This window comes from Alteromonas salexigens, assembly GCF_025628895.1.
Classification (GTDB): Bacteria; Pseudomonadota; Gammaproteobacteria; order Enterobacterales; family Alteromonadaceae; genus Alteromonas; species Alteromonas salexigens.
Map to the genome: position 1 here is coordinate 336,461 of NZ_JAOTJC010000006.1, position 23,493 is coordinate 359,953.

The 23,493-nt window shown below is 50.6% G+C and carries 21 protein-coding genes and 1 tRNA gene; 17 read left to right on the forward strand and 5 right to left on the reverse strand.

Annotated elements, in window-relative coordinates; all coding sequences use genetic code 11:
• Window positions 1-6: 6 nt before the first annotated feature.
• The 10 genes from gyrA to pyrF all read left to right on the forward strand — a co-directional run bounded on the left by gyrA (window position 7) and on the right by pyrF (window position 12,847).
• Complete coding sequence (gyrA, locus tag OCL06_RS05620) at window positions 7-2,685, forward strand: DNA topoisomerase (ATP-hydrolyzing) subunit A (protein WP_262992762.1); 2,679 nt, start codon at window positions 7-9, stop codon at window positions 2,683-2,685.
• A gap of 102 nt (window positions 2,686-2,787) precedes the next feature.
• On the forward strand, window positions 2,788-3,873 hold the full coding sequence (gene serC, locus OCL06_RS05625; protein ID WP_262992763.1) for a 3-phosphoserine/phosphohydroxythreonine transaminase: 1,086 nt from the start codon (window positions 2,788-2,790) through the stop codon (window positions 3,871-3,873).
• On the forward strand, window positions 3,870-5,183 hold the full coding sequence (gene aroA, locus OCL06_RS05630; protein WP_262992764.1) for a 3-phosphoshikimate 1-carboxyvinyltransferase: 1,314 nt from the start codon (window positions 3,870-3,872) through the stop codon (window positions 5,181-5,183). The genes serC and aroA overlap by 4 nt, the downstream gene beginning before the upstream one ends.
• Window positions 5,184-5,287: 104 nt before the next feature.
• Window positions 5,288-5,971 carry a (d)CMP kinase gene (cmk, locus tag OCL06_RS05635; RefSeq protein ID WP_262992765.1) on the forward strand — a complete coding sequence of 228 codons (684 nt, stop codon included), beginning with the start codon at window positions 5,288-5,290 and terminating at the stop codon, window positions 5,969-5,971.
• Between the two features lie 107 nt (window positions 5,972-6,078).
• A complete protein-coding gene (gene rpsA / locus OCL06_RS05640; RefSeq protein WP_262992766.1) occupies window positions 6,079-7,749 on the forward strand; it encodes a 30S ribosomal protein S1 in 1,671 nt (556 codons plus the stop codon).
• 75 nt (window positions 7,750-7,824) lie between these two features.
• Window positions 7,825-8,112, forward strand: coding sequence for an integration host factor subunit beta (gene ihfB / locus OCL06_RS05645; protein ID WP_262992767.1), 288 nt, complete (start codon window positions 7,825-7,827; stop codon window positions 8,110-8,112).
• 150 nt (window positions 8,113-8,262) lie between these two features.
• Window positions 8,263-10,623, forward strand: coding sequence for a PilZ domain-containing protein (locus OCL06_RS05650; protein ID WP_262992768.1), 2,361 nt, complete (start codon window positions 8,263-8,265; stop codon window positions 10,621-10,623).
• An 89-nt stretch (window positions 10,624-10,712) separates the two neighbouring features.
• The gene (locus OCL06_RS05655; RefSeq protein WP_262992769.1) at window positions 10,713-10,970 is read left to right on the forward strand and encodes a LapA family protein; all 258 of its coding nucleotides are present in this window, start codon (window positions 10,713-10,715) and stop codon (window positions 10,968-10,970) included.
• A gap of 2 nt (window positions 10,971-10,972) precedes the next feature.
• On the forward strand, window positions 10,973-12,142 hold the full coding sequence (gene lapB / locus OCL06_RS05660; protein ID WP_262992770.1) for a lipopolysaccharide assembly protein LapB: 1,170 nt from the start codon (window positions 10,973-10,975) through the stop codon (window positions 12,140-12,142).
• On the forward strand, window positions 12,143-12,847 hold the full coding sequence (pyrF, locus tag OCL06_RS05665) for an orotidine-5'-phosphate decarboxylase (protein ID WP_262992771.1): 705 nt from the start codon (window positions 12,143-12,145) through the stop codon (window positions 12,845-12,847).
• A 98-nt stretch (window positions 12,848-12,945) separates the two neighbouring features.
• Here the strand turns inward: pyrF and ald are convergent, their stop codons facing one another.
• Window positions 12,946-14,073: an alanine dehydrogenase gene (gene ald / locus OCL06_RS05670; RefSeq protein ID WP_262992772.1), complete on the reverse strand. Its 1,128-nt coding sequence runs from the start codon at window positions 14,071-14,073 to the stop codon at window positions 12,946-12,948.
• Window positions 14,074-14,206: 133 nt separating this feature from the next.
• Here ald and lrp point away from each other — a divergent pair, with 133 nt between their 5' ends.
• From lrp to serS, 6 genes are all read left to right on the forward strand, one after another.
• Window positions 14,207-14,692 (forward strand): leucine-responsive transcriptional regulator Lrp, encoded by a 486-nt coding sequence (gene lrp / locus OCL06_RS05675; protein ID WP_262992773.1) that lies wholly within the window; start codon window positions 14,207-14,209, stop codon window positions 14,690-14,692.
• 154 nt (window positions 14,693-14,846) lie between these two features.
• Window positions 14,847-17,315 (forward strand): DNA translocase FtsK, encoded by a 2,469-nt coding sequence (locus tag OCL06_RS16160; RefSeq protein WP_308445996.1) that lies wholly within the window; start codon window positions 14,847-14,849, stop codon window positions 17,313-17,315.
• 30 nt (window positions 17,316-17,345) lie between these two features.
• Window positions 17,346-17,942 carry an outer membrane lipoprotein periplasmic chaperone LolA gene (gene lolA / locus OCL06_RS05690; RefSeq protein WP_505606708.1) on the forward strand — a complete coding sequence of 199 codons (597 nt, stop codon included), beginning with the start codon at window positions 17,346-17,348 and terminating at the stop codon, window positions 17,940-17,942.
• Window positions 17,942-19,249, forward strand: coding sequence for a replication-associated recombination protein A (locus tag OCL06_RS05695; RefSeq protein WP_262992774.1), 1,308 nt, complete (start codon window positions 17,942-17,944; stop codon window positions 19,247-19,249). Before lolA ends, OCL06_RS05695 begins: the two co-directional genes overlap by 1 nt.
• Before the next feature lies 1 nt (window position 19,250).
• A complete protein-coding gene (crcB, locus tag OCL06_RS05700) occupies window positions 19,251-19,631 on the forward strand; it encodes a fluoride efflux transporter CrcB (RefSeq protein WP_262992775.1) in 381 nt (126 codons plus the stop codon).
• A 12-nt stretch (window positions 19,632-19,643) separates the two neighbouring features.
• The gene (gene serS / locus OCL06_RS05705) at window positions 19,644-20,939 is read left to right on the forward strand and encodes a serine--tRNA ligase (protein ID WP_262992776.1); all 1,296 of its coding nucleotides are present in this window, start codon (window positions 19,644-19,646) and stop codon (window positions 20,937-20,939) included.
• Window positions 20,940-20,982: 43 nt separating this feature from the next.
• Here the strand turns inward: serS and OCL06_RS05710 are convergent, their stop codons facing one another.
• The 4 genes from OCL06_RS05710 to OCL06_RS05725 form a co-directional block, all read right to left on the reverse strand.
• Window positions 20,983-21,330 carry a TusE/DsrC/DsvC family sulfur relay protein gene (locus OCL06_RS05710; RefSeq protein ID WP_262992777.1) on the reverse strand — a complete coding sequence of 116 codons (348 nt, stop codon included), beginning with the start codon at window positions 21,328-21,330 and terminating at the stop codon, window positions 20,983-20,985.
• 65 nt (window positions 21,331-21,395) lie between these two features.
• The gene (locus tag OCL06_RS05715; protein WP_262992778.1) at window positions 21,396-21,749 is read right to left on the reverse strand and encodes a DsrE family protein; all 354 of its coding nucleotides are present in this window, start codon (window positions 21,747-21,749) and stop codon (window positions 21,396-21,398) included.
• Complete coding sequence (gene tusD, locus OCL06_RS05720; RefSeq protein WP_262992779.1) at window positions 21,749-22,138, reverse strand: sulfurtransferase complex subunit TusD; 390 nt, start codon at window positions 22,136-22,138, stop codon at window positions 21,749-21,751. Before tusD ends, OCL06_RS05715 begins: the two co-directional genes overlap by 1 nt.
• 51 nt (window positions 22,139-22,189) lie before the next feature.
• Window positions 22,190-22,855, reverse strand: a complete 666-nt coding sequence (locus tag OCL06_RS05725) for a Bax inhibitor-1/YccA family protein (RefSeq protein ID WP_262992780.1) — start codon at window positions 22,853-22,855, stop codon at window positions 22,190-22,192.
• A 239-nt stretch (window positions 22,856-23,094) separates the two neighbouring features.
• Here OCL06_RS05725 and OCL06_RS05730 point away from each other — a divergent pair.
• Window positions 23,095-23,186, forward strand: a tRNA-Ser gene (locus OCL06_RS05730).
• The last annotated feature ends 307 nt before the right edge of the window (window positions 23,187-23,493 follow it).

Consider the following 23,493-nt stretch of genomic DNA (forward strand, 5'->3'; position numbering starts at 1 on the left):
CAGTTTATGACTGATAACGCTAAAGAAATCCTCCCCGTAAATATTGAGGAAGAGTTAAAAAACTCTTATCTCGATTACGCGATGAGCGTTATTGTTGGGCGCGCGTTGCCCGATGTAAGAGATGGCCTGAAGCCGGTGCACCGTCGCGTGCTTTTTGCCATGAACGAGCTAAAGAACGACTTCAACAAGCCGTATAAGAAATCGGCGCGTGTGGTTGGTGATGTCATTGGTAAATACCACCCCCACGGCGATTCTGCTGTGTATGACACCATTGTGCGGATGGCACAGCCATTCTCACTGCGTTACATGCTGGTCGATGGCCAGGGTAACTTTGGCTCGGTCGATGGCGACTCCGCTGCCGCCATGCGTTACACCGAAGTCAGAATGGCTAAAATTGCCCATGAGTTACTGGCTGACCTCGATAAAGAAACTGTGGATTTCGTACCTAACTATGACGGTACCGAGTTCATTCCTGAGGTCTTACCCACTAAAGTACCTAACCTGCTGGTTAACGGCTCATCAGGTATTGCCGTAGGTATGGCAACCAATATACCGCCTCACAACCTGACAGAAGTGGTTACCGGCTGTATTGCCCTGATTGAAAATCCGGATGTCACAATTGAAGATCTGATGACCTACATTCCAGGTCCGGATTTCCCTACCGCCGCCATGATCAGCGGACGCAAGGGAATAGAAGATGCCTATCGCACCGGTCGCGGCAAAATTTACATGCGCGCAAAAGCGGAAATCGAAACCGAAGACAATGGTAAAGAAACTATCGTTGTTAACGAAATTCCGTATCAGGTCAACAAAGCGCGACTGATTGAAAAGATTGCCGAACTGGTAAAAGAGAAGCGCATTGAGGGCATCTCGGCACTGCGTGACGAGTCCGATAAAGAAGGCATGCGGATCGTTATCGAAGTTAAACGTTCCGAGTCTGCCGAAGTACTGCTTAATCATCTGTATGCCAATACCCAGTTACAAACGGTATTTGGTATTAATATGGTGGCACTGGATAACGGCCAGCCTAAGGTATTTAACCTTAAAGAAACGCTGGAAGCCTTTATCCTGCACCGCCGCGAAGTAGTGACCCGTCGTACTGTTTTCGAACTGCGTAAAGCCCGCGACCGTGCTCACATCCTTGAAGGCCTGGCGATTGCTCTGGCCAACATCGATCCCATTATCGAAGTGATCAAAGCGTCACCGAGTCCGGCTGAAGCGAAAAAAGCGCTGATAGGCCAGGGTTGGGAGCTGGGTGATGTATCGAAGATGTTGGATCGCGCCGGTGATGATGCGGCACGCCCAGACTGGCTGCTGCCAGAATTCGGTATTCGCGACGGTAAGTACTATCTGACCGAGCAACAGGCACAAGCCATTCTGGATCTGCGCTTACACAAGCTGACCGGTCTGGAACATGAGAAGATCCTTGATGAATATAAAGCCCTGCTTGAGCAAATTGCTGAGCTGCTGCATATTCTGAACAGCCCTGCGCGTCTGATGGAAGTTATCAAAGAAGAGCTGGAAGCGATTCGTGCCGAATACGGTGATGAGCGTCGTACAGAAATCACTGCTGCCACCCACGATATCGACATCGAAGACCTGATTGAGCAGGAAGATGTGGTTGTTACTCTGTCTCGTGAAGGGTATGTGAAATATCAGAAATTGTCTGATTACGAAGCGCAGCGTCGCGGTGGCCGGGGCAAGTCGGCCACGAAGATGAAAGACGAAGACATTATTGAGAAGCTGTTAGTGGCCAATACCCATGACCACATACTGTGCTTCTCGACCCGGGGCCGTTTGTATTGGCTCAAGGTATACCAATTACCGTTTGCCAGCCGCAACGCCCGTGGCCGTCCTATTGTGAATATTCTGCCGCTTGAGGCGGATGAGCGGATCACCGCGATTCTGCCTATCAAAGAGTTCGAGGAAGGCAAATTCGTGCTCATGGCTACGGCCAACGGCGTGGTGAAGAAAACGGATCTGAGCTTATATTCCCGCCCACGTTCAAGCGGCATTATTGCCGTAAATCTGAATGACGGTGATGAACTGATTGGGGTGGCGATTACCCACGGCAATGACGACATTATGCTGTTCTCTGATGCAGGTAAAGTTGTACGCTTTAACGAGAAGTTACGCGACGCCGAAACCGGTGAAGTGAAACGGGATCCGGAAACCGGTGAAGAGTTACTGGCTTTGCGGCCGATGGGACGAACTGCAACGGGTGTCCGCGGTATTAAACTGTTGGAAGACCAGAAAGTAGTATCGCTGATTGTACCACGCGGAGATGGCGCTGTACTGACAGCCACTGAAAATGGTTTCGGTAAGCGTACCCCACTGAGTGATTACCCAGCGAAGAGCCGGGCGACTCAGGGCGTAGTTTCAATTAAGGTTTCTGACCGTAACGGTAAGGTAGTAGGTGCCGTACAGGTCGACGACAATAATGAAATTATGCTAATCAGTGATCAGGGCACGCTGGTACGTACCCGCGTATCGGAAGTCTCAATTGTTGGCCGTAACACCCAGGGTGTACGTCTTATCCGTACTGGAGAAGATGAAAACGTGGTGGGCCTGCAACGTATCGAAGAAGTGGAAGACGCATTAGCAGAAGACGGTGAAGAAAACATCGCAGTTGCCCAGTCCGAAGAGCCTCAGGACAGCAACGATAGTTCCACGACAGAAGACTAGCGCATGAGTGATGCTGGCAGCCCACGCTGCCAGTACATGCAGGTTCTGAATTAACAAGCGGCGCAAGCCGCTTGTTTTGTTTACAGGTGTTGAAAAACGACTATGAATGACGTGTTTAACTTTAGTGCCGGTCCGGCCATGTTGCCCCATGACGTTATGGTGTGGGCGAAAGATGAGTTTCTGAACTGGCGTGACAGTGGCAGTTCGGTGATGGAAGTCAGTCACCGTGGTAAAGATTTTCGGGAAGTCGCTGCCGAAGCTGAACAGGACCTCCGTGATTTGCTGGCAGTACCTGACAACTATCACGTACTGTTTACCCATGGGGGCGGGCGGGGTCAGTTTGCCGCTGTTCCTCTGAACCTTTCCGCGGCCGATCAAACCAGCCTGCACCTGGTTACCGGCTCGTGGTCAAAAGGCGCTGTCAGCGAAGCCAGCAAATTCAACCACGCCAAAGTAGTAGGCGAAGTGGCTGAGAAGGATGGTCTGCGTTACGTACCCAAGCCTGCGTTTGACGAATCGATGGCGGATGCAGCCTATTATCATTTTTGCCCGAATGAAACAGTAGACGGTATTGAATTTAACTGGCTGCCAGAATCCGGTGATGTGCCATTGGTCGCTGATATGTCGTCGACAATTTTGTCACGTCCGCTGAACATTAAGGATTACGGTGTGATTTACGCCGGCGCTCAGAAAAATATCGGACCTTCCGGTCTGTCAGTGGTTATAGTCCGCGACGATCTGGTGGGCAAAGCCCGGCAGGAAACACCGTCTATCTTTGACTATGCGCTGTTGGCGGAGTCTGATTCTATGTACAACACACCACCCACGTTTTCCTGGTATCTGGCGGGGCTGGTGTTTAAGTGGCTGAAAGGGCAGGGTGGTCTGTCGGTCATTGATAAGCGCAACGAAGAGAAAGCCAATCTGCTTTATGCAGAAATTAATAACACCGGGTTTTACAGAAGTAATGTTCATCCGGACAACCGCTCGCGCATGAATGTGCCCTTTCAGCTGGCCAATCCAGAGTTAGATAACCTGTTTCTGGAACAGGCCGAGCAAGCCGGACTGATGGCACTTAAAGGCCACCGGTTTGTGGGTGGAATGCGCGCCAGTATTTATAACGCGATGCCAATCAATGGCGTGGTGGCCTTAGTTGAGTTTATGCAGGAATTTGAGAGGACCCACGGATGAGCAATACTGACTCGTTAACTTTGCAGCCGGTACGGGCAGTGTCGGGCACAGTGAATGTGCCGGGGTCGAAAAGCTTATCGAATCGCGCACTGCTGCTGGCAGCGCTGGCTTCAGGTACCACCGAACTTACCAACTTACTCGACAGTGACGACATTCGGCATATGCTTACTGCACTTAAGCAGCTGGGCGTGAACTACAGCCTGAGTCACGACAACACCCGTTGCGTAGTAGAAGGTCTCGGGCGTGCGTTTCAAAGTGATGCGGCCCTGACATTATTCTTAGGGAATGCAGGAACGGCCATGCGGCCATTATGTGCGGCGCTGGCTGCCAGTGATGTGCAGGTGACCCTCACCGGTGAGCCGCGCATGGAAGAGCGTCCAATCGGCGATCTCGTGAACACCCTGCGCCAGGCAGGCGCCGACATTACCTATGATAAAAACGAAGGCTATCCGCCATTAAGCATCCGTGGCAAGCAATTGCGTGGAGGTGAAGTCAGTGTGGATGGCAGCGTGTCCAGTCAGTTTCTGACTGCAGTACTGATGGCCGCGCCGCTGTTCGCCGGTGAGCTGAAAATTAATATTGAAGGCGAGCTGGTTTCTAAGCCGTACATAGATATTACCCTGGATACCATGGCGAAATTCGGGGTGGTGGTAGAGAATCTTGATTATCAGTCATTTGTTATCCCGGCAGGCCAGCGCTACCGTTCGCCTGGCCGGTTTATGGTAGAAGGTGATGCCAGCTCTGCCTCATATTTCCTCGCCGCTGGCGCCATCGGAGGCGGTACGGTGCGGGTCACGGGCATTGGTGCCACGAGTATTCAGGGCGACATACGCTTTGCTGATGTACTTGAACAAATGGGCGCTACCGTGTCATGGAGTGACGAGTATATCGAAGTTACCGGCGGGCCATTGCAAGGCGTAGATCTGGATTTAAACCACATTCCCGATGCAGCCATGACTATCGCCACCACAGCACTGTTTGCCAACGGCAAAACAGCCATTCGTAACATCCACAACTGGCGGGTGAAAGAAACGGATCGGCTGCACGCTATGGCGACCGAGCTTAAAAAGCTGGGGGCAGAGGTGGAAGAGGGCACAGATTACATTACTGTTACGCCACCTGATGCGTTGCGTCATGCTGCTATCGACACGTACAACGATCACCGCATTGCTATGTGCTTTTCCCTGGTGGCCCTTAGCGATACGCCGGTGACCATTAATGACCCGGGCTGCACGGCAAAAACCTTCCCCGATTATTTCGAACGTTTTTCCGGCATTTGCCAACCTGCTGATACACTTGCAGCAGAATAATACGTTACAAGTTGCTGCGGCGTCCGTCGCAGCATTGCCAATCCGCTGGATACGCGTATAATTGCGCGCGTTTTTTGAACCTTTTAATTAAATCCGGAGCAGGTATGCATCCATCACCCGTAGTCACGGTAGACGGTCCCAGTGGTGCTGGTAAAGGTACGTTAAGTAGCTTACTGGCCACTAAATTAGGTTGGCATTTTCTGGACAGCGGCGCTATATACCGTGTTCTCGCTGTAGCCACCCTGCATCACGACTTACCCTGCGATGATGAAGATTCCATCGTTCCTCTGGCCACCGGGCTGGATGTCAGCTTTGAGACTAATGCTGAAGGCACCCGCATCATTCTTGAAGGCGAAGATGTAACGGATGATATCCGTACCGAACAGGTAGGCGCCGTAGCTTCTAAAGTGGCTGCTTTACCCCGTGTTCGTGAAGCGTTGTTAAGACGACAGCGTGCGTTTCAGCAGGAACCTGGCCTGGTTGCCGATGGCCGCGACATGGGCACTGTGGTGTTTCCCGATGCCGAAGTGAAGATATTTCTGACAGCCAGTGCCGAAGCCCGCGCCGAGCGCCGTTATGGTCAGTTGAAAGCTAAGGGCATGGATGTTAATATTGCGCGCCTTTTAACCGATATCCAGGCCAGAGACGAGCGAGATACCAATCGTTCGGTCGCGCCATTGGTACCGGCAGAAGATGCTGTAACAATCGATTCAACGGATCTGGACATAGATCAGGTCTTTGAAAAAGCTATGGAAGTGATTAACTCCCGCCTTGATGTCGTGAGATAAAAGCCCCCCATTGCGAACGCTGCAACAGGATGTAGCAGCTATTTTTAATAACCCCACGGTAGCCGGAATGTAGCGTGGATTTAAACTTAAATTGAATTTAAAACCTTATGACTGAAAATTTTGCACAACTTTTTGAAGAAAGCCTACAGGAACTGGAAACTCGCCCTGGTTCAATTGTAAAAGGTACCGTAGTTTCTATCGACAAAGACATCGTTCTTGTTGACGCAGGCCTGAAATCAGAAAGTGCTATCCCAGCAGACCAATTCAAAAACGCGGAAGGCGATCTTGAGATTGCTATCGGTGACGAAGTAGACGTAGCCCTTGACGCAGTAGAAGATGGCTTCGGTGAAACTGTACTGTCTCGCGAAAAAGCGAAGCGTCACGAAGCGTGGGTAGAGCTGGAAAAAGCTTACGATGATAAAGAGACCATCAAAGGCGTTATCAACGGTAAAGTTAAAGGCGGTTTCACTGTAGAAGTTAACAGTGTACGCGCATTCTTGCCTGGTTCTCTGGTAGACGTACGTCCTGTACGTGACACCACGCACCTGGAAGGCAAAGAGTTAGAATTCAAAGTTATCAAGCTGGACGCGAAGCGCAACAACGTTGTTGTTTCTCGCCGTGCGGTTATTGAAGCAGAAAACAGTGCAGAGCGTGAACAACTTCTGGCTAACCTGGAAGAAGGTCACGAAATTAAAGGTATCGTTAAGAACCTGACTGACTACGGTGCGTTCGTAGATCTGGGCGGCGTAGACGGCCTGCTGCACATCACTGACATGGCTTGGAAGCGCGTTAAGCACCCAAGTGAAATTGTTAATGTTGGTGACGAAATCAACGTTAAAGTGCTGAAGTTCGACAAAGAGAAGCAGCGCGTTTCTCTGGGCATGAAGCAGATGGGCAACGATCCATGGCAAGAAATTGCTCAGCGTTACCCAGAAGGCACTAAGATCTCTGGCCAGGTAACTAACCTGACTGACTACGGCTGTTTCGTAGAGATCGAAGACGGTGTTGAAGGTCTGGTTCACGTTTCTGAAATGGACTGGACTAACAAGAACATCCATCCTTCTAAGGTTGTAAACCTGGGTGACACTGTTGAAGTAATGGTTCTGGAAATTGACGAAGAACGTCGTCGTATTTCTCTGGGTCTGAAGCAGTGCATTGCTAACCCTTGGGAAGAGTTTGCCAAGTCACACGAAAAAGGTGACAAAGTAAGCGGTAAGATCAAGTCTATCACTGACTTCGGTATCTTTATCGGTCTGGATGGCGGCATTGACGGTCTGGTTCACCTTTCTGACATCAGCTGGAACAAGTCTGGTGAAGACGCAGTTCGTGATTACAAGAAAGGCGACGAGATTTCTGCAGTAGTTCTGCAGGTCGATCCTGAGCGTGAGCGTATCTCTCTTGGCGTTAAGCAAATTGAAGAAGATCCGTTCAATATGTATCTGACAACTAACAAGAAAGGTGCTATCGTTAACGGAACAGTTACTGCTGTAGACGCGAAAGGCGTTACCGTTAACCTGGCAGAAGAAGTTGACGGATACATCCGTGTTGCCGACCTGGCGCGTGAGCGTACAGAAGACGCTTCAGAAGTGGTTAGCGTAGGCGAAACCATTGAAGCGAAGTTCATGGGCGTGGATCGTAAGAACCGCACTGTGAACCTGTCTGTGAAAGCGAAAGATCAGGCTGACGAGAAAGAAGCGATTGATAAAGTGAACCAGACTGATGACGGTGGTTTCGCGAACGCAATGGCTGAAGCATTCAAAGCCGCTAAAGGCGAGTAATGCGGTAACGGGGGCATGCGAGTGCTCCCGGGTTTGCAGTAGCTGTTTGGATTAATTTATGACAATGAGGTTAGCATGACCAAGTCTGAACTAATTGAGCGGCTCGCAGACCAGGCGCGTCACATTCCTGCAAAGGAACTTGAGTTCGCTATTAAGGAAATCCTCGAACAGATGGCGCAAACCCTACAGAAGGGTGAACGCATTGAAATTCGGGGTTTTGGTAGTTTCTCATTGCATTATCGGGCTCCCCGGGTAGGTAGAAACCCGAAGACTGGTGAAACGGTGAAGCTGGACGGTAAATACGTTCCTCACTTCAAGCCGGGTAAAGAGCTTCGAGAGCGCGTGAACGCCGCTGTACAGTAAAACGAAAGGCCGCTATTCAGCGGCCTTTTTTATTGCCCGCGTTTTAACTTTTCTATTCGCTATAACATACCTGCCAGTTACATAAAATTAATAATTAGTTGATTTCCCTCATTGACGCGCCGTATAGTAGGTGTTCTATGACGGAATAATATGCAATTTCCTATGTCTGGCGGCGATGAACAAAATATAATAAAGCAGTATCAGCCACTAATTAGAGCGCTCATACCTTACGAACAGGAAAACCGGCTACTGGAAGGACTGAATAAGTTCTCAACCCGGTTGCCTAGTAGTATCCGCCGTGTGGTGAAAGAAGAGGTCATCCGCTTAACCTCGCTCACCGATGCCCCCGCAGACAATTCCGCGTTTGCCCAATTCCCGGTTATGAAATTCAAGCATTTCGGCATTCCCATGCGTCTGGACAAAGTGGGCGCCCGTATTCTGAAAGATGAAACTTCGCTATACCAGAACCGCTACACAGTGGGTGTGTTTGAGTCGGTGATGAACTCGTCTACCTATCAGACGCAGATTAAAAAGGAACAGTACAAGAAAATTGTCGATGCTTTTGCGATAGAAACGCAGTCACTTAATGATATAGATTTCGGTGACGATATCGCGCTTTCCCCTAACTTCCCTGTGTCTTCCCTGGAGTTTGAAAAAGGACGCCATTGCAACGTCAGTTCGCTGGCGTTTGACACTATGGCGGTAGAGACAAAACGGCCACCCAACATTAGCACCGGTGACGAGATAGAGTTTACGTTTCCGGATGTAATGGGGTTAAACCTGCCCGATCCTGAGGTGAAATTCACGCTAACCGCTGTGAAGTTCAATAAAAATACCAATAAATACGATTCCCACTTTACGCTGTCCGACCCGCTTAGCCCGCAGGTGCGGGAGGCCATCAAAAAGTATATAGAGGCCACAGCCTATAAACAGCCGCTTAAGCGCGATTTAGAAGTAGAGCGGGCTATGCAGGACCTGGAGCGGGACCGGATCCTGGAAAACAGCCCCTGGCTCCCGTTGTTTGTACATGCAACTAATAAAGAAGTGACGCCCGTCATTGCGCTGCTTACTAAAGCCAATATCCGCCACAGTAACGCCTACCAGTTACTGGAAAAACTGTCGGGCAAAACAGTGTTTGCCCGGCTGTGCCAAGAACTAAACAAATACCAGGAAGCATTTGTATTTCATGGCATAGTCAAAACCAAGAAAGGGCCGGTGGAAGTGGCTATGACCCACCGCCAGCTAATGGAGAGTGGTCAGTTAAGTGCTTATATCTACCTGTTAAGTAAATCAGGCAAGCTTTCGTGTACCCAATGCCGGTTAGAGGATATCACTCAGCTCGATCGCGAAAAGGCATTCTCAATTCATGATATTAACCCCAAGCAATTCGGTGAGCTGGGGGAATTAAATCGAATAGTGTACTGCCGGGATGTCTCAGACAAGCTGGAGCGCCTTACCTTGGGTGAAAAATGTGATTTTAAGGCCATTCCGCGATCGTTTCTGGTTTCTGAGGAGCGTTGGCGAATTGGTTATGTCATGGAAGAGGATCTCGACCGGCGCTCAGAGACCCGTTATGTAGTAGACAAAGCTGCCAGTATTAAAGTGGGACTGTTGTCCAGCATCAATGCCAGGGTATGCGACTTATCGGCAAAAGGCTTGCAGCTCTCAGTCTCTCCGGGCCAGCACAGTATCAGTGATGAAGTTCGGGTTACCGTTCCTGAACTGCGTATCAAGAATGAGAAGTACCGGGTGGTTAATTACGACACTACCACGGGTACCTTACGGCTATGTTTACAGGATCTGACTAAGTTAGCGAAGACCGGTGCCAGCGTGGAAGCCATGGTGGAAGAAAACAGCGCATATTATAAAATGCGTGATGTGGCCAAATTACAGCGACTCACTCACCGGTTCATCTGGGAGTTGGCAATACGGCACATGCCTTCGCTATCTGTTCTGTGTGTGTTGAATCGCAACCTGCTCGACAGACTGAAAACCGTATACCAGGGGGACAATTCAGACGATATTTACCCGTTCTCACAGGCTAAAAACATTACCCCTCTGCATGGTTTTTTTGCGGATCGTGACGTCACTAAACCCAAATCTAAAATGCTGGAGCGGCTGTTTAAGGGCAACAGCCAGTCGGCAACGATAGTGCATTGCGTACGTAATACCGACAGCAAGTTGATTTTTATCAAGAATAAAGATTTTATGTATGGCGCGTTGCGCCAGCAAATTGCCCAAAAACTTCAGGATCAGAAGGTGCAGCTGTGTGTAACGGATATTACCGCTATTCGCTGCCAGTCTCACTCTACGCCACTGACCCGTAAACGGCTTGCGCAGTTATCGAAGATAGATAAAACCACTTATGACAAGCTTCTTAAAATGCAGGAAGGCTATACCCATGTCATCAGTGTGACTAATCTCTCCACGCTGCAGAACGATTTAGTTACCGCTAACCTTCGCCACATCCCGCCCGCCAATGAGAGTAGCGCAGCGCACGGCGCAGCCTAATCCTCCCCGTTTAGTGGCAACTTAGCGATGTCATGTTGCCGCGCAATTTGCTATGCTCATTAACATGTTGTGTAACAAGGGCTTTGGCGTTGAAAGGGATCCTCTTCATCATTGTAATTTTGGTATTGTTGGCACTGGCATTTGCTATAGGCTCGCAAAACGATGCTGTTATTAGTGTTAATTATCTAATTGCCAGAGCTGACCTTCGCGTCTCTACATTAATTGCGATTACCCTGTCAGTGGGCGTTGTTATCGGGGTTTTAATTATGATGGCGAGCTGGCTGAGTCTGCGTGTGCAGCTAGTGGCTGCGCGCAGTAAAATCCGAAAGCTAACTAAAGAAAACTAACTATGCTCGAATTGTTGTTTCTTCTCTTGCCGGTAGCGGCGGGTTACGGCTGGGTAATGGGCCGTAACAGCGTTCGCCAGGCGCAGCGAAAACAATCCAGCATATTGTCACGGCACTATTATAAAGGCCTGAACTTTCTTCTTTCCGATCAACCCGATAAAGCGGTTGATACCCTCATCAAAATGATAAATCTGAATAGTGATACGGTAGAGACACATATCGCTATGGGCAACTTTTTTCGTCATCGTGGCGAAATAGACCGCGCTATTCGGGTTCACCAGAATCTGGTCAGCCGGGAAGAAATTCAGCCTGGCCCCCGTGAAAATGCCTTACTGGAGCTCGGCAAAGACTATACTCAGGCCGGGTTTCTGGAGCGGGCTGAAAATGCGTTTCTGCAATTACTTAACAGCGATAAACACTACCTGGTAGCACAACAACAGTTATTCAGTATTTACCAGACCACCAAAGAGTGGGGCAGAGCCATTGAGCTGGCGGAACGCATGGTGGCGTGTCATGGCGATAATGATGAGGTCAGCGGGCGACTGGCACATTTCTATTGTGAGCAAGCGCAGCTTGAACTTAAAAATGACGATCAGGGTAAAGCGCTGACTTTGTTGCAGAAGGCGGTGAATGCCGACGAGCACGCGGTAAGACCCTGGCTGAAGCTTGGCGAAATTGCGCTGGAGCAACGCCGCTATCGTGATGCCACCTCTTATTTGCTTCAGGTGGCAGAGCGGGATATCAGCTGGTTCAGTGAGGCGGTTCCGCTGTTAGAGAAAATTGCCGAGGAAACCGGTAACTGGGACGAGTTCGAAGCTAATCTGCAGTCACACTGGCAGCAGTGTGCAACCTCCTATCTGGCAATGGTGGATGTATTGCTCGCGCGGGGCGACTCGGGGCAGGCCGCCGGATACTTGCTTGAACAGCTACGAACCCGGCCCACCATGCGTGGCTTCAAAACATTAATGAGCCTGTATATCGACCAGATTGAAGATCAGGCCTCGACAGAAAGTCTGGAATTACTGGAAGAACTGGTAGAGAAGCAAATGTCGCAGCGGCCTAAGTATCGCTGCCAGAGTTGCGGCTTTTCGGGCCGCAAGCTTTACTGGTTATGCCCTTCCTGTAAGAAGTGGGGGATCGTTAAACCCATAAAAGGTTTGGATGGAGAATAAATGAGTAAATCAGACCCGCGTGTCATAGTGGCACTGGATTACGATAACAAAGATCATGCGCTTACTTTTATCGATCAGCTTGATCCGAACTACTGCAAGCTGAAAGTGGGCAAGGAAATGTTCACGTTATTTGGGCCAGATTTTGTAAAGACACTGGTCGCCCGGGGCTTCGACGTATTTCTCGATCTGAAATTTCACGATATCCCCAACACCGTCGCAAAAGCCTGTAAGGCAGCTGCAGAGCTGGGGGTGTGGATGGTCAATGTCCATGCGTCCGGGGGACGGGTTATGATGGAAGCTGCCAGGCAGGCAATAGCTCAGAGCAGTCACCCTCAAACCAAGCTTATTGCGGTTACGGTGCTAACCTCCATGGACGATGCCCAGTTAGCTGATGTGGTAAGTGGCGTTACCCCAGAGCAGCAGGTATTGAAGCTAGCGAGACTTACGGAGCGGGCAGGACTGGACGGTATTGTATGCTCAGCACAAGAAGCGTCAGCGCTCCGTGAACAATGCGATGATGATTTCTTGCTAGTAACACCAGGCATTCGGCCAGCCGGTAGTGACACGGGCGATCAAAAGCGGGTGATGACGCCCGAAGATGCAGTTCGCCACGGTGTAAATTATCTGGTGATGGGGCGTCCAATTACCCAGGCCGATGATCCACTGGCGGTGTTAAAAGAGGTAAATGCCAGTATCGGTCAGTAAGTAGGGTGCCGAAACAGGTCAGGCAGACACCACTTATTTTATCCATATACAACAAAGCCCCTTTCGGGGCTTTTTACGTATCATTATTTACTTGCTGCTTACCGTAATGCCTGCTCTGCCGGCGTGTAAGTCAGGCCAAGGTCTTTACCCAGGGCATCAACAACGGCTTTGTATGTAACCATACCTTCATGCACGTTCAGACCCGCCATCAGGTGGCGATCATCCAGCATCGCCTGTGCAGGACCCTTGTTTGCCAGTGCCAGACCGAAAGGCATAGTGGCATTGTTCAGCGCCATGGTAGAGGTACGTGCCACACCGCCCGGCATGTTCGCTACGCAGTAATGCACCACATCATCAATCACGTAAACCGGATCCTGGTGGGTGGTGGCCTTAGAAGTTTCAAAACAACCGCCCTGGTCAATAGCCACATCGACTAATACTGAACCCGGCTTCATCGCACGAATCTGTTCACGGTTCAGCAGTTTAGGGGCAGCGGCGCCGGGGATAAGAACTGCACCCACGACCAAATCTGCTTTCGAAGAATAGTGCTCGATAGCGTCTACGGTTGAAAAAACAGTTTTTACCTGACCATTGAAAATATCATCCAGCTGACGCAAGCGCGGTAATGAACGATCCAGAATAGTTACATCTGCGCCCAGACCCAGAGCCATTTTAGCCGCGTTAGTACCAACCACGCCGCCACCAATGACAAGCACCTTGCCGGGGGCTACGCCAGGTACACCACCTAATAACGTACCGCTACCACCGTGGGCCTTTTCAAGGTAATGCGCGCCGGCCTGAACCGACATACGACCGGCTACTTCACTCATAGGAGCCAGCAGGGGCAGGCCACCACGATCATCTGTTACCGTTTCGTAGGCGATGCAGGTTGCGCCTGATGCAACCAGCAATTCGGTTTGTACCGGGTCGGGTGCCAGATGCAGATAGGTATACAGTGTCTGGCCTTTGCTAAGCTGCTTACACTCGTTAGGTTGCGGCTCTTTTACTTTCACAATCATTTCTGCTTCAGCAAAAACCTTTTCAGCAGAAGAAGCAATATCAGCACCGGCAGCTTTATACATTTCATCGGTGAAACCGATGGCATCGCCGGCGTTTGTCTCAACCATCACCTGATGGCCATGGGTGACAAATTCTTTTACCGCGGCTGGTGTCAGACCAATGCGGTACTCATGGTTTTTAATTTCTTTTGGAACACCGACTAGCATAAGCTTTCCTCGTATTTTGTAGGGGATGTAATTTGTGGGGCGCAGTATACTTAAACAGAAACCAAAGTATCTGCTGTTATTTCAACGTAAGCCATATAAAATAACGAGATTATGAAATTTAGTGGAATTCTATATGCTCGTTAAAACGCCCAAACACCTCGATAGAATAGACCGCAACATTCTCACTGTGTTGCAAAAAGATGGCAGAATATCTAACGTAGAGTTGGCGAAGCTGGTAGGGCTTAGTGCAAGCCCTTGTTTAGAAAGGGTAAAAAGGCTAGAGTCACAAGGTTATATTACCGGGTATCACGCGCTGGTAGACCCCGAAAAACTGGGCGCTGCCATGCTGGTTTTTGTGGAGATAACACTGACCAAAACCTCGGTGGATATCTTCGCAGAATTTTCTGCTGCAGTGAAAAAACATGATGACATTCAGGAGTGTCACCTGGTCTCCGGTGATTTTGATTTCCTGTTAAAGGCACGGGTGGCTGATATGTCTAGTTATCGTCGTCTGCTTGGTGACACATTATTACGCCTGCCCGGTGTGAGTGAGTCCAGAACCTATGTGGTAATGGAAGAGGTGAAAAGCACTACGTCACTCAGGATAAATCTTAAGTAATTTGAAATAGGCTTGTTTTACCCCTTTGTGGTAGGCTTTGGGACATAAAAACAACGTAGCGTGAGCAAGCTTTCAGTCTTCATTCATAGTCTGGGTGGCAGACTGGTTTCAGTTTTGCTTAGTGACACACTACAACACAGTGAATTTTTAGGTTATGGCGCGACTTTCCGGAATCCAGCGATTGTGGGAGGCAGGTATGATAATGGCCTGCGTCTTTGCATTTTTTCTGTTGCTGGCATTAGCTTCTTTTCATCCTGGTGATCCTGGCTGGAGCCAGGCTGGCCTGCAATTAGACGTACACAACTGGGTAGGGGCAAGTGGTGCCTGGGTAGCTGACCTGTTGTTATTCAGCTTCGGTTATCTGGCCTGGACCTTACCGTTTGTGTGCGCGTTTCTTGGCTGGTTTTTGTTTCAGCATATCAAACAGCTTGATGAGTTTGATTACCTCACCATTGGCTTGCGGATTGTCGGTGCGCTGCTGATTGTGCTGGGCACCACAGGCATTGCCAGTCTCAACTTTAATGACATCTATAACTTCTCAGCCGGCGGCTTTTTAGGCGACGTGATAAGTTCAGCGCTGGTACCGTATTTCAATACCGCCGGCACTATCTTATTGTTGCTGTGCTTTTTCTGTACCGGATTTACGTTAGTCACCGGGATAAGTTGGCTGAGTATTATTGATGGCATTGGCAGCGCAACCCTGTGGACAGGGCGCAAAGCTGTCGCCTTCCCGCAACAGATAATGGGACTGGAGATGCCCAGGCTGGCATTGCCATCTCGTGCCGGTAGTTCTGAGAGCAATGATGAGCTGGATATCACCAGTATGCGTGCAGAGCCACCGGTTGAAGAGCGGGAACCTGAGCCGATAACCGCAACCCGTCCCCAACGCAGTGAACCTAACTTTGGCATTCCGGATGAGGTGTTTGAAGACGACGAACCGCCCTTTATGGTGGATAGTGACGATGCTCCGGCAGAGCCGGCTAAGCAATCCGGTTTCTCTGTCAGCGGACTAAAAGACAAGGTAAAAGCCGCAACAGGCAATAAAGCGGCTGATTCCGCCCCCAATGCGCCTGTACAAGCAGCGCCGGCGAAACAAGATGAACCCGAGCAAAGTGCACCACCCCCTGACGGCCCCATGCCATCCTTTGAGTTGTTAGAACGCGCTGATAAGCATGAGAACCCTATTTCCCAGGAAGAACTGGACATGGTCTCCCGGTTGGTGGAAGAAAAGCTGGCTGACTTTAACATTGAAGCGAATGTGGTAGGAGTCTACCCCGGTCCCGTAATTACCCGCTTTGAGCTGGATCTGGCACCGGGGGTTAAGGTCAGCAAAATCACTGGTCTTTCAAAAGATCTGGCCCGGGCAATGTCGGCTATCTCAGTCCGGGTGGTAGAGGTTATTCCCGGTAAGTCTGTTATCGGACTGGAATTACCAAATAAGAAACGTGAAATGGTCCGTTTGAGCGAAGTGATCAGCGGCGACACGTTCCAGTCAAATGCGTCTAACCTCACGATGGTGCTTGGCGCTGACATTTCCGGTAAACCGGTGGTGGTCGATTTAGCCAAAATGCCCCACTTACTGGTTGCCGGTACCACCGGTTCTGGTAAGTCGGTGGGTGTGAACGTAATGATCCTGAGCTTGCTGTATAAAAGCACGCCAGAAGATGTTCGCATGATTATGATCGACCCGAAAATGCTGGAATTGTCGGTTTATGAGGGAATACCGCATCTGCTCGCAGAAGTCGTGACCGATATGAAAGAAGCGGCGAATGCGCTGCGCTGGTGTGTGGGCGAAATGGAGCGCCGCTACCGCTTAATGAGCGCGCTGGGCGTGCGTAACCTGAAAGGCTACAACGCCAAGGTAATGAAAGCGAAACAAGACGGCGAGCCTATTAAAGATCCGCTCTGGAAGTCTGAAGAGAGCATGGAAACTGAGGCGCCTGAACTGGAAAAGCTGCCAAGTATTGTGGTAGTGGTCGACGAATTTGCTGACATGATGATGATCGTGGGCAAGAAAGTTGAAGAATTAATTGCCCGGATTGCCCAGAAGGCGAGGGCGGCCGGCATTCACCTTATTCTGGCTACGCAACGACCGTCAGTAGATGTGATTACCGGCTTGATAAAAGCCAATATCCCTACCCGGATTGCATTCCAGGTATCCAGTAAAGTTGACTCCCGAACCATTCTTGACCAGCAGGGAGCGGAAGCGCTACTGGGAATGGGGGATATGCTGTATCTGCCGCCAGGTAGTCCGGTACCGACCCGGGTTCACGGCGCGTTCGTAGACGATCATGAAGTTCACGCTGTAGTGGCTGACTGGCAAAAACGGGGTAAACCTGAATATATTGACGAAATACTGAACCCGGAATCTACCGCCGAGGTATTGTTACCCGGTGAGCAACCCGATAACGGTGATCAGGAACTGGATGCGTTTTATGACGAGGCGGTGGCCTTTGTAACCGAAAGTCGCCGCGCCAGCGTGTCCAGTGTGCAACGTAAATTCCGCATTGGATACAACCGTGCCGCCCGACTGGTGGAACAAATGGAATCAAGCGGCGTGGTGAGCCCCCAGGGCCATAATGGTAACCGGGAAGTGTTAGCTCCCGCCCCGCCTAGAGACTAAATTATGATGATGAAAACACTTTCTTTTAGCATGGCATTCTTGCTGACTTTTACAATGCCAGCATTCGCCGGCGACACGCCCAAAGCAGACCTTAAAGCGTTGCTGGCGGATATGCAGCATTATTCGGCAGATTTCACGCAGACTGTCACCGATGAGTCGCAAGAGGTTGTGCATGAGGCAAAGGGCACGTTAACGATGACCCGCCCGGACAAGCTACGCTGGGAAACCACTTTACCCGACGAAACGCTGCTCATAGCCGATGGTGAAGCAGTCTGGAATATAGACACTTTCGTCGAGCAGGTGACAATAATCGATCAGGCCTCAGCAGTGGCAGATAACCCGGTGATCTTACTGACGTCGCAGGATGACGAAACCTGGCAACAATTCAATGTTGCCCACGGCGATGACAATCAACACTTTATTGTAAAGCCGCTGTCAGAAGACGGGCAGATCCGTTCGCTGTCATTAACGTTTGATACCGGTACTCTGCGCAGTTTATCTATGCACGATGCCCAGTCACAAACCAGCCGGCTGGTATTCGATAACATCGACACGTCTACCGCACCGGAAATGGCGCTGTTCGAGGTGAATGTGCCCGACACCTATATGATTGACGACCAGCGCTGATGACAGACGGCGAGCTATACGCGCCGCTGGCGGCACGCATGCGCCCGGCCACGCTGGACGAATACGCCGGGCAGCAACACTTAGTGGGGCCCGGTAAACCGTTACGGAAGATGCTGGAATCCGGGCATTGTCACTCCATGGTGTTATGGGGGCCACCGGGTACCGGTAAAACCACGCTGGCGGAACTTATCGCCAGTTATACCAATGCCAATGTTATCCGGCTGTCAGCAGTCACCTCAGGGGTAAAAGATGTCCGAGCGGCCATGTATAAAGCGGAAGCTGATGCGAAATATCAGCAACGCACCCTGCTGTTCATAGACGAGGTCCACCGCTTTAATAAAAGCCAGCAGGATGCGTTTCTGCCGTTTGTGGAGTCGGGAACGGTAACGTTCGTCGGTGCCACCACCGAAAACCCGTCGTTTGAATTAAATAACGCATTGCTAAGCCGGGTGCGGGTGTATGTGCTGCAAAACCTCGATTCCGTAGCTCTGGACGCCACGCTCAACCGCGCCCTTAATGACAGTGAACGTGGCTTAGGCGCGCGCAATCTGTCACTGAGTGAAGATGCCCGTGCGGCGCTACTGGATTTATGCAGCGGCGATGCCAGACGACTGTTGACGTATCTTGAACTGGCCGCTGATTTTACCCAGGGTGACTGTGTCAGTCTGGCTGACGTAGAGCAGGCGGTGGGTGAGAAAGTCGCTGCGTATGACAATAAAGGCGACGCCTTTTATGATCTAATTTCTGCGTTTCATAAGTCGGTACGCGGCTCCGATCCGGATGCCGCTCTGTACTGGTACGCTCGTATTCTGGAGGGTGGCGGCGACCCCTTGTATGTGGCGCGGCGTTTGTTGGCCATTGTGTCAGAGGATATCGGTAATGCCGATCCCCGGGCGATGCAACTGGCTCTGAATGCCTGGGATACCTTTCACCGGGTAGGGCCGGCAGAAGGCGAGCGCGCTATCGCCCAGGCCGCAGTCTACTGCGCGCTGGCCGCGAAAAGCAATGCAGTGTACACCGCGTACAAGCAGGCCCGGGTACTGGCCAGAAAAACCGGTGATCTGGGTGTGCCCATGCATCTGCGCAATGCTCCCACTTCGTTGATGAAAGATCTGGGCCATGGTGATGATTATCGTTATGCCCATGATGAACCTAATGCCTTTGCCGCCGGCGAGCGTTATTTCCCCGAGGAACTGACCGGAACCCGTCTGTACCATCCAAACGAAAGAGGCTTGGAAAAAGCCCTAAAGGCGAAACGGGATTACCTTGACTCACTGAACGCGCACAGCAAACGGGTACGCAAATAGGATGAGTCAGGCATTACTGTATACCTATATAGCCCTGGGTGGTGCGCTGGGTGCCTGTTTACGGTATTTCCTGAGTTCAGGTATCGATTCATGGTTTGGAAAAACTATGCCCTTTGGTACACTCACGGTAAATGTTTTAGGCTCGTTCAGCCTGGCGCTGGTTTACGGTTTCATAGAACGACAAGAGTTGGCCGAGTCTCCCTACAGAGCATTGATTGGGGTAGGGTTGTTAGGCGCTTTTACGACGTTTTCGACGTTTTCCATTGAAACGCTGACACTGCTGGAAAATGGGCTTTGGATCAAAGCCGTTGCCAATATATTGTTAAATGTAACCGCCTGCCTGCTTGCAGCCTGGCTGGCTATTGAATTACTGAAAGGATAAGAAGAACCCTCCATGTTAGATCCCAAGTTTTTACGAAGCGATATTGACACTACAGCCGCTCGCCTGGCCACCCGTGGCTACTCTCTGGATGTAGAGGCGTTCTCAGCGCTGGAAGAAAAGCGCAAAGCGTTACAGGTTAAAACCCAGGAATTGCAGAACGAACGCAACGTGCGCAGTAAGTCTATAGGCAAAGCTAAAGCGCAGGGTGAAGACATTGCCCCGTTGTTGGCCGAAGTGGGCAAACTGGGTGATGAGCTGGACTCTGCTAAAGCGGAACTACAACTGGTTCTTAACGAGATAAATGCCTATACCCAGGGGATCCCGAATTTACCGGACGAGTCGGTACCACAGGGTGAAAGTGAAGACGATAACGTTGAGATAAGCCGCTGGGGTACGCCTCGGGAGTTCGATTTTGACATCAAAGATCACGTTGATCTGGCTGAGCAGTTAGATAAAGGTCTGGATTTCGAAGTGGCTACCAAGATCACCGGCAGCCGCTTCGTAGTGATGCGCGGCGCCATAGCCCGTTTGAACCGCGCAGTCGCGCAGTTTATGCTGGACGTTCAGACTGGGGAGAATGGCTACCAGGAAATGTACGTGCCGTATCTGGTGAACCACGACAGCCTGTACGGAACCGGACAGCTTCCTAAGTTCGGCGAGGATTTGTTCCACACCAAGCCCGCGACGGAAGAGGGGCAGGGACTGAGCCTCATCCCTACCTCTGAAGTGCCGCTGACTAACATCGTGCGTGATGAAATTCTGGACGTAAAAGCATTACCTTTGAAAATGACGGCACACACACCGTGTTTCCGCTCTGAAGCCGGATCCTATGGGCGGGATACCCGAGGTTTAATTCGTCAGCATCAGTTCGACAAAGTGGAAATGGTGCAGGTGGTCAAGCCGGAAGAAAGCTTCGACGCGCTCGAAGACATGACTTCCCATGCCGAAAGCATTCTGCAGAAACTGGAATTACCATACCGCAAAGTTTTGCTGTGCACTGGTGATATGGGCTTTGGCGCATGTAAAACCTACGACCTTGAAGTCTGGCTGCCGGCTCAGAACACTTATCGTGAAATTTCCTCATGTTCAAACATGCTGGACTTCCAGGCCCGTCGCATGCAGGCGCGCTTCCGTAATCCTGAAACTAACAAGCCTGAGCTGGTGCACACCCTGAACGGGTCAGGCCTGGCAGTAGGACGTACCCTGGTGGCGATTCTTGAGAATTACCAGCAAGCTGACGGCAGCATTGTGGTGCCAGAAGCCCTTAAGCCCTATATGGCTGGCGTAGAAGTTATACGTCCTCAGTAAGCTGCAAATCAGGTATTAAAGAGGAGGCAAATTGCCTCCTTTTTTATAAGCATTTAGCGGGCTTGGGTAGTCCTGCCAGTTTTGTGGCCTGTTTGGCTGGCCCTTTTGGAAACAGCCGTTGTAGATAGCGACTGTTACCTTTCTCAGGCCCATGCTTTGCCGCGATGGCCTTCACCAGTGCCCGCATAGCCGGGCTCGTATCATATTCCAAGTAGAAGTTGCGCACGAAGCGCACCACTTCCCAGTGGGCATCCGTCAGACTGATGTTCTCCTGCTCGGCCAGCAACGGCACCATGTCTTCTTGCCACTGTGTGTGGTCCAGCAGGTAGCCGGCTTTGTCGGTGGCTACCGGTTTGCCATTAAAAGAAAAGCTGTAAACGGGGTCTGTCATTATTTATCTATCCGGTAATTTAAGAAGGACGGGTCAATGGTCGTCATCAAAACGCGGGCTTTTCCCTAAAAGGTGACGATGTGATCAGAGCTGTTCATTAGCTCTTTGACGCCGTCAGCCGACAGCGGTTCTGCCGCGACTGCCAGCGACTGGCCATCAGTGAGTCTGGCTTGTGCACTCTGCGTACAGTAGTACAGCTCTTCAATATCGAAAAAAGGCAGAGCTTTTAATCGCTTGGTATGACTTTTCATGCCAGTGGGCGGGGTAAGCTGGCCGGCTAACTGAGCCACACCTTCGCCCTCAAACAGGATCTGCACTTCGTGCCCATAGTTTGTGGCGGCCATAGCAAAATCCAGCCCGTCCTGGGCGCTGATCCCCTGGTAGGGTGGGGTGGTCATTCGTACAGTGATTGTGGCCATCAGAATTGCACCAGGTTGTCGCTGTCATGCAGTTTGGTAAAAAAGTCGCTCAGTCCTGTTTGAGAGAATGGCGGCAATAAATTATACGCATTGTAACCCAGTTCTTCCGCTTCCTGCTGACTTAACACGCCCCGGCGGGCCGCAGCGGTTATACACACCACAAGTGGGGTATTGGTTTGTTCATGAAACGCTACCCACTGTTTAACACTGTTTGGCTCGTCCGAGGGAGGATGCATAAAGGCATTCGCATGAAACACGCCGTCCTGGTAAAAAAACACCTGATCAATAGTGTGATTGTCACGCACAAGTTGCTGACAATATGCCAGCGCGTTTGCGCCACCATTACTGGTAAACGGGGAAGACGTAACGAGAATCGAGTAACGGGCCATAGATACAAAAACACCCCGTAACCGGGGTGTTTTTCCTTTTAAGCTATAAAATTAGTCGTCGCCGCCAAAGGCACCCAGCAAGTGCAGAATTGCAGTGAACAGGTTGTAAATGCTCAGGTACAGCGATACGGTCGCGCGAATGTAGTTTGTTTCGCCGCCGTGAATAATACGGCTGGTGTCATACAGGATGAAGCCAGACATAATAAACACAATCGCTGCGCTGATTGCCAGGCTAACCGCCGGTACAGCAAAGAAGATATTTGCGATTGCTGCAACCAGAACCACAACCAAACCCACTACCAGGAAGCCAGCCATGAAAGAAAAGTCTTTCTTGGTAGTAAGCGCATAACCTGACAGTGCGAAGAACACCAGGGCAGTAGCACCAAGGGCTTCCATGATCAGGCCGGGACCTGCCACGCCAAGGTAAAAATTAAGCGTGTAACCTAACGAGGCGCCCATTAAACCGGTAAACGCAAACACCCAGAACAGGCCAGACGCAGAATCGGCTTTACGGTGCACAACGAATAGCGTTACGAACGCGCCTATCGTCATTACCAACGACATTAATGGTGAAATACCGACTGCCATTGCAACGCCGGCACAAACCGCGCTGAATGCTAGTGTCATAGCCAGTAACATGTAGGTGTTACGTAACACCTTGTTTGTTTCCAGCACAGACGGTTGAGATGCACTTGAATACATCGAACGCTGATCCATTGTTTCCTCCAACAGGACTAAGTAATTGACCGAAACGGTAAACTATTATTTAGTGTCTTTGTATGGGTTTTAGTTCCGGATTTCAAGCGCTTTCGATCAAATATCGTCAGCAATGAGTGAGTATTTGCAATAGTTGTGTGTAGTATCAACAAATTGTCTATTTGGCAGGCGTTTAGACTTCAGTTAGCCAATTTAGGCTTTACAGTTAAAATTATTTCGTTAAGATACCCACACTTCACGGAGAGTTGGCAGAGTCCGGTTGAATGCACCTGACTTGAAATCAGGCGAAGGGTCAAACCTTCCGGGGGTTCGAATCCCTCACTCTCCGCCATATTCCGAAAAACCCGCACAAGTTGCGGGTTTTTTTATGGCCAAATAAAAGCGCAGTCGTTTCCAGTGAGGGTGAGAACCCCCGCGGTTCGACAAATCGTCGGGAACGATTTGTGCCGCCGAAGGCGCCCGTAGGGGCGGGTACAGGATGTACCCGAGCACATCCCTCACTCTCCGCCATATTCCGAAAAACCCGCACAAGTTGCGGGTTTTTTTATGGCCAAATAAAAGCGCAGTCGTTTCCAGTGAGGGTGAGAACCCCCGCGGTTCGACAAATCGTCGGGAACGATTTGTGCCGCCGAAGGCGC

What these genes read in the sequence shown, in the direction of transcription:
- gyrA (WP_262992762.1), top strand. Translation starts at nt 7, where the DNA reads ATGACTGATAACGCTAAAGAAATCCTCCCCGTAAATATTGAGGAAGAG.
- serC (WP_262992763.1), top strand. Translation starts at nt 2,788, where the DNA reads ATGAATGACGTGTTTAACTTTAGTGCCGGTCCGGCCATGTTGCCCCAT.
- aroA (WP_262992764.1), top strand. Translation starts at nt 3,870, where the DNA reads ATGAGCAATACTGACTCGTTAACTTTGCAGCCGGTACGGGCAGTGTCG.
- cmk (WP_262992765.1), top strand. Translation starts at nt 5,288, where the DNA reads ATGCATCCATCACCCGTAGTCACGGTAGACGGTCCCAGTGGTGCTGGT.
- rpsA (WP_262992766.1), top strand. Translation starts at nt 6,079, where the DNA reads ATGACTGAAAATTTTGCACAACTTTTTGAAGAAAGCCTACAGGAACTG.
- ihfB (WP_262992767.1), top strand. Translation starts at nt 7,825, where the DNA reads ATGACCAAGTCTGAACTAATTGAGCGGCTCGCAGACCAGGCGCGTCAC.
- OCL06_RS05650 (WP_262992768.1), top strand. Translation starts at nt 8,263, where the DNA reads ATGCAATTTCCTATGTCTGGCGGCGATGAACAAAATATAATAAAGCAG.
- lapB (WP_262992770.1), top strand. Translation starts at nt 10,973, where the DNA reads ATGCTCGAATTGTTGTTTCTTCTCTTGCCGGTAGCGGCGGGTTACGGC.
- pyrF (WP_262992771.1), top strand. Translation starts at nt 12,143, where the DNA reads ATGAGTAAATCAGACCCGCGTGTCATAGTGGCACTGGATTACGATAAC.
- ald (WP_262992772.1), bottom strand. Translation starts at nt 14,073, where the DNA reads ATGCTAGTCGGTGTTCCAAAAGAAATTAAAAACCATGAGTACCGCATT.
- lrp (WP_262992773.1), top strand. Translation starts at nt 14,207, where the DNA reads ATGCTCGTTAAAACGCCCAAACACCTCGATAGAATAGACCGCAACATT.
- OCL06_RS16160 (WP_308445996.1), top strand. Translation starts at nt 14,847, where the DNA reads ATGGCGCGACTTTCCGGAATCCAGCGATTGTGGGAGGCAGGTATGATA.
- lolA (WP_505606708.1), top strand. Translation starts at nt 17,346, where the DNA reads ATGGCATTCTTGCTGACTTTTACAATGCCAGCATTCGCCGGCGACACG.
- OCL06_RS05695 (WP_262992774.1), top strand. Translation starts at nt 17,942, where the DNA reads ATGACAGACGGCGAGCTATACGCGCCGCTGGCGGCACGCATGCGCCCG.
- crcB (WP_262992775.1), top strand. Translation starts at nt 19,251, where the DNA reads ATGAGTCAGGCATTACTGTATACCTATATAGCCCTGGGTGGTGCGCTG.
- serS (WP_262992776.1), top strand. Translation starts at nt 19,644, where the DNA reads ATGTTAGATCCCAAGTTTTTACGAAGCGATATTGACACTACAGCCGCT.
- OCL06_RS05710 (WP_262992777.1), bottom strand. Translation starts at nt 21,330, where the DNA reads ATGACAGACCCCGTTTACAGCTTTTCTTTTAATGGCAAACCGGTAGCC.
- OCL06_RS05715 (WP_262992778.1), bottom strand. Translation starts at nt 21,749, where the DNA reads ATGGCCACAATCACTGTACGAATGACCACCCCACCCTACCAGGGGATC.
- tusD (WP_262992779.1), bottom strand. Translation starts at nt 22,138, where the DNA reads ATGGCCCGTTACTCGATTCTCGTTACGTCTTCCCCGTTTACCAGTAAT.
- OCL06_RS05725 (WP_262992780.1), bottom strand. Translation starts at nt 22,855, where the DNA reads ATGGATCAGCGTTCGATGTATTCAAGTGCATCTCAACCGTCTGTGCTG.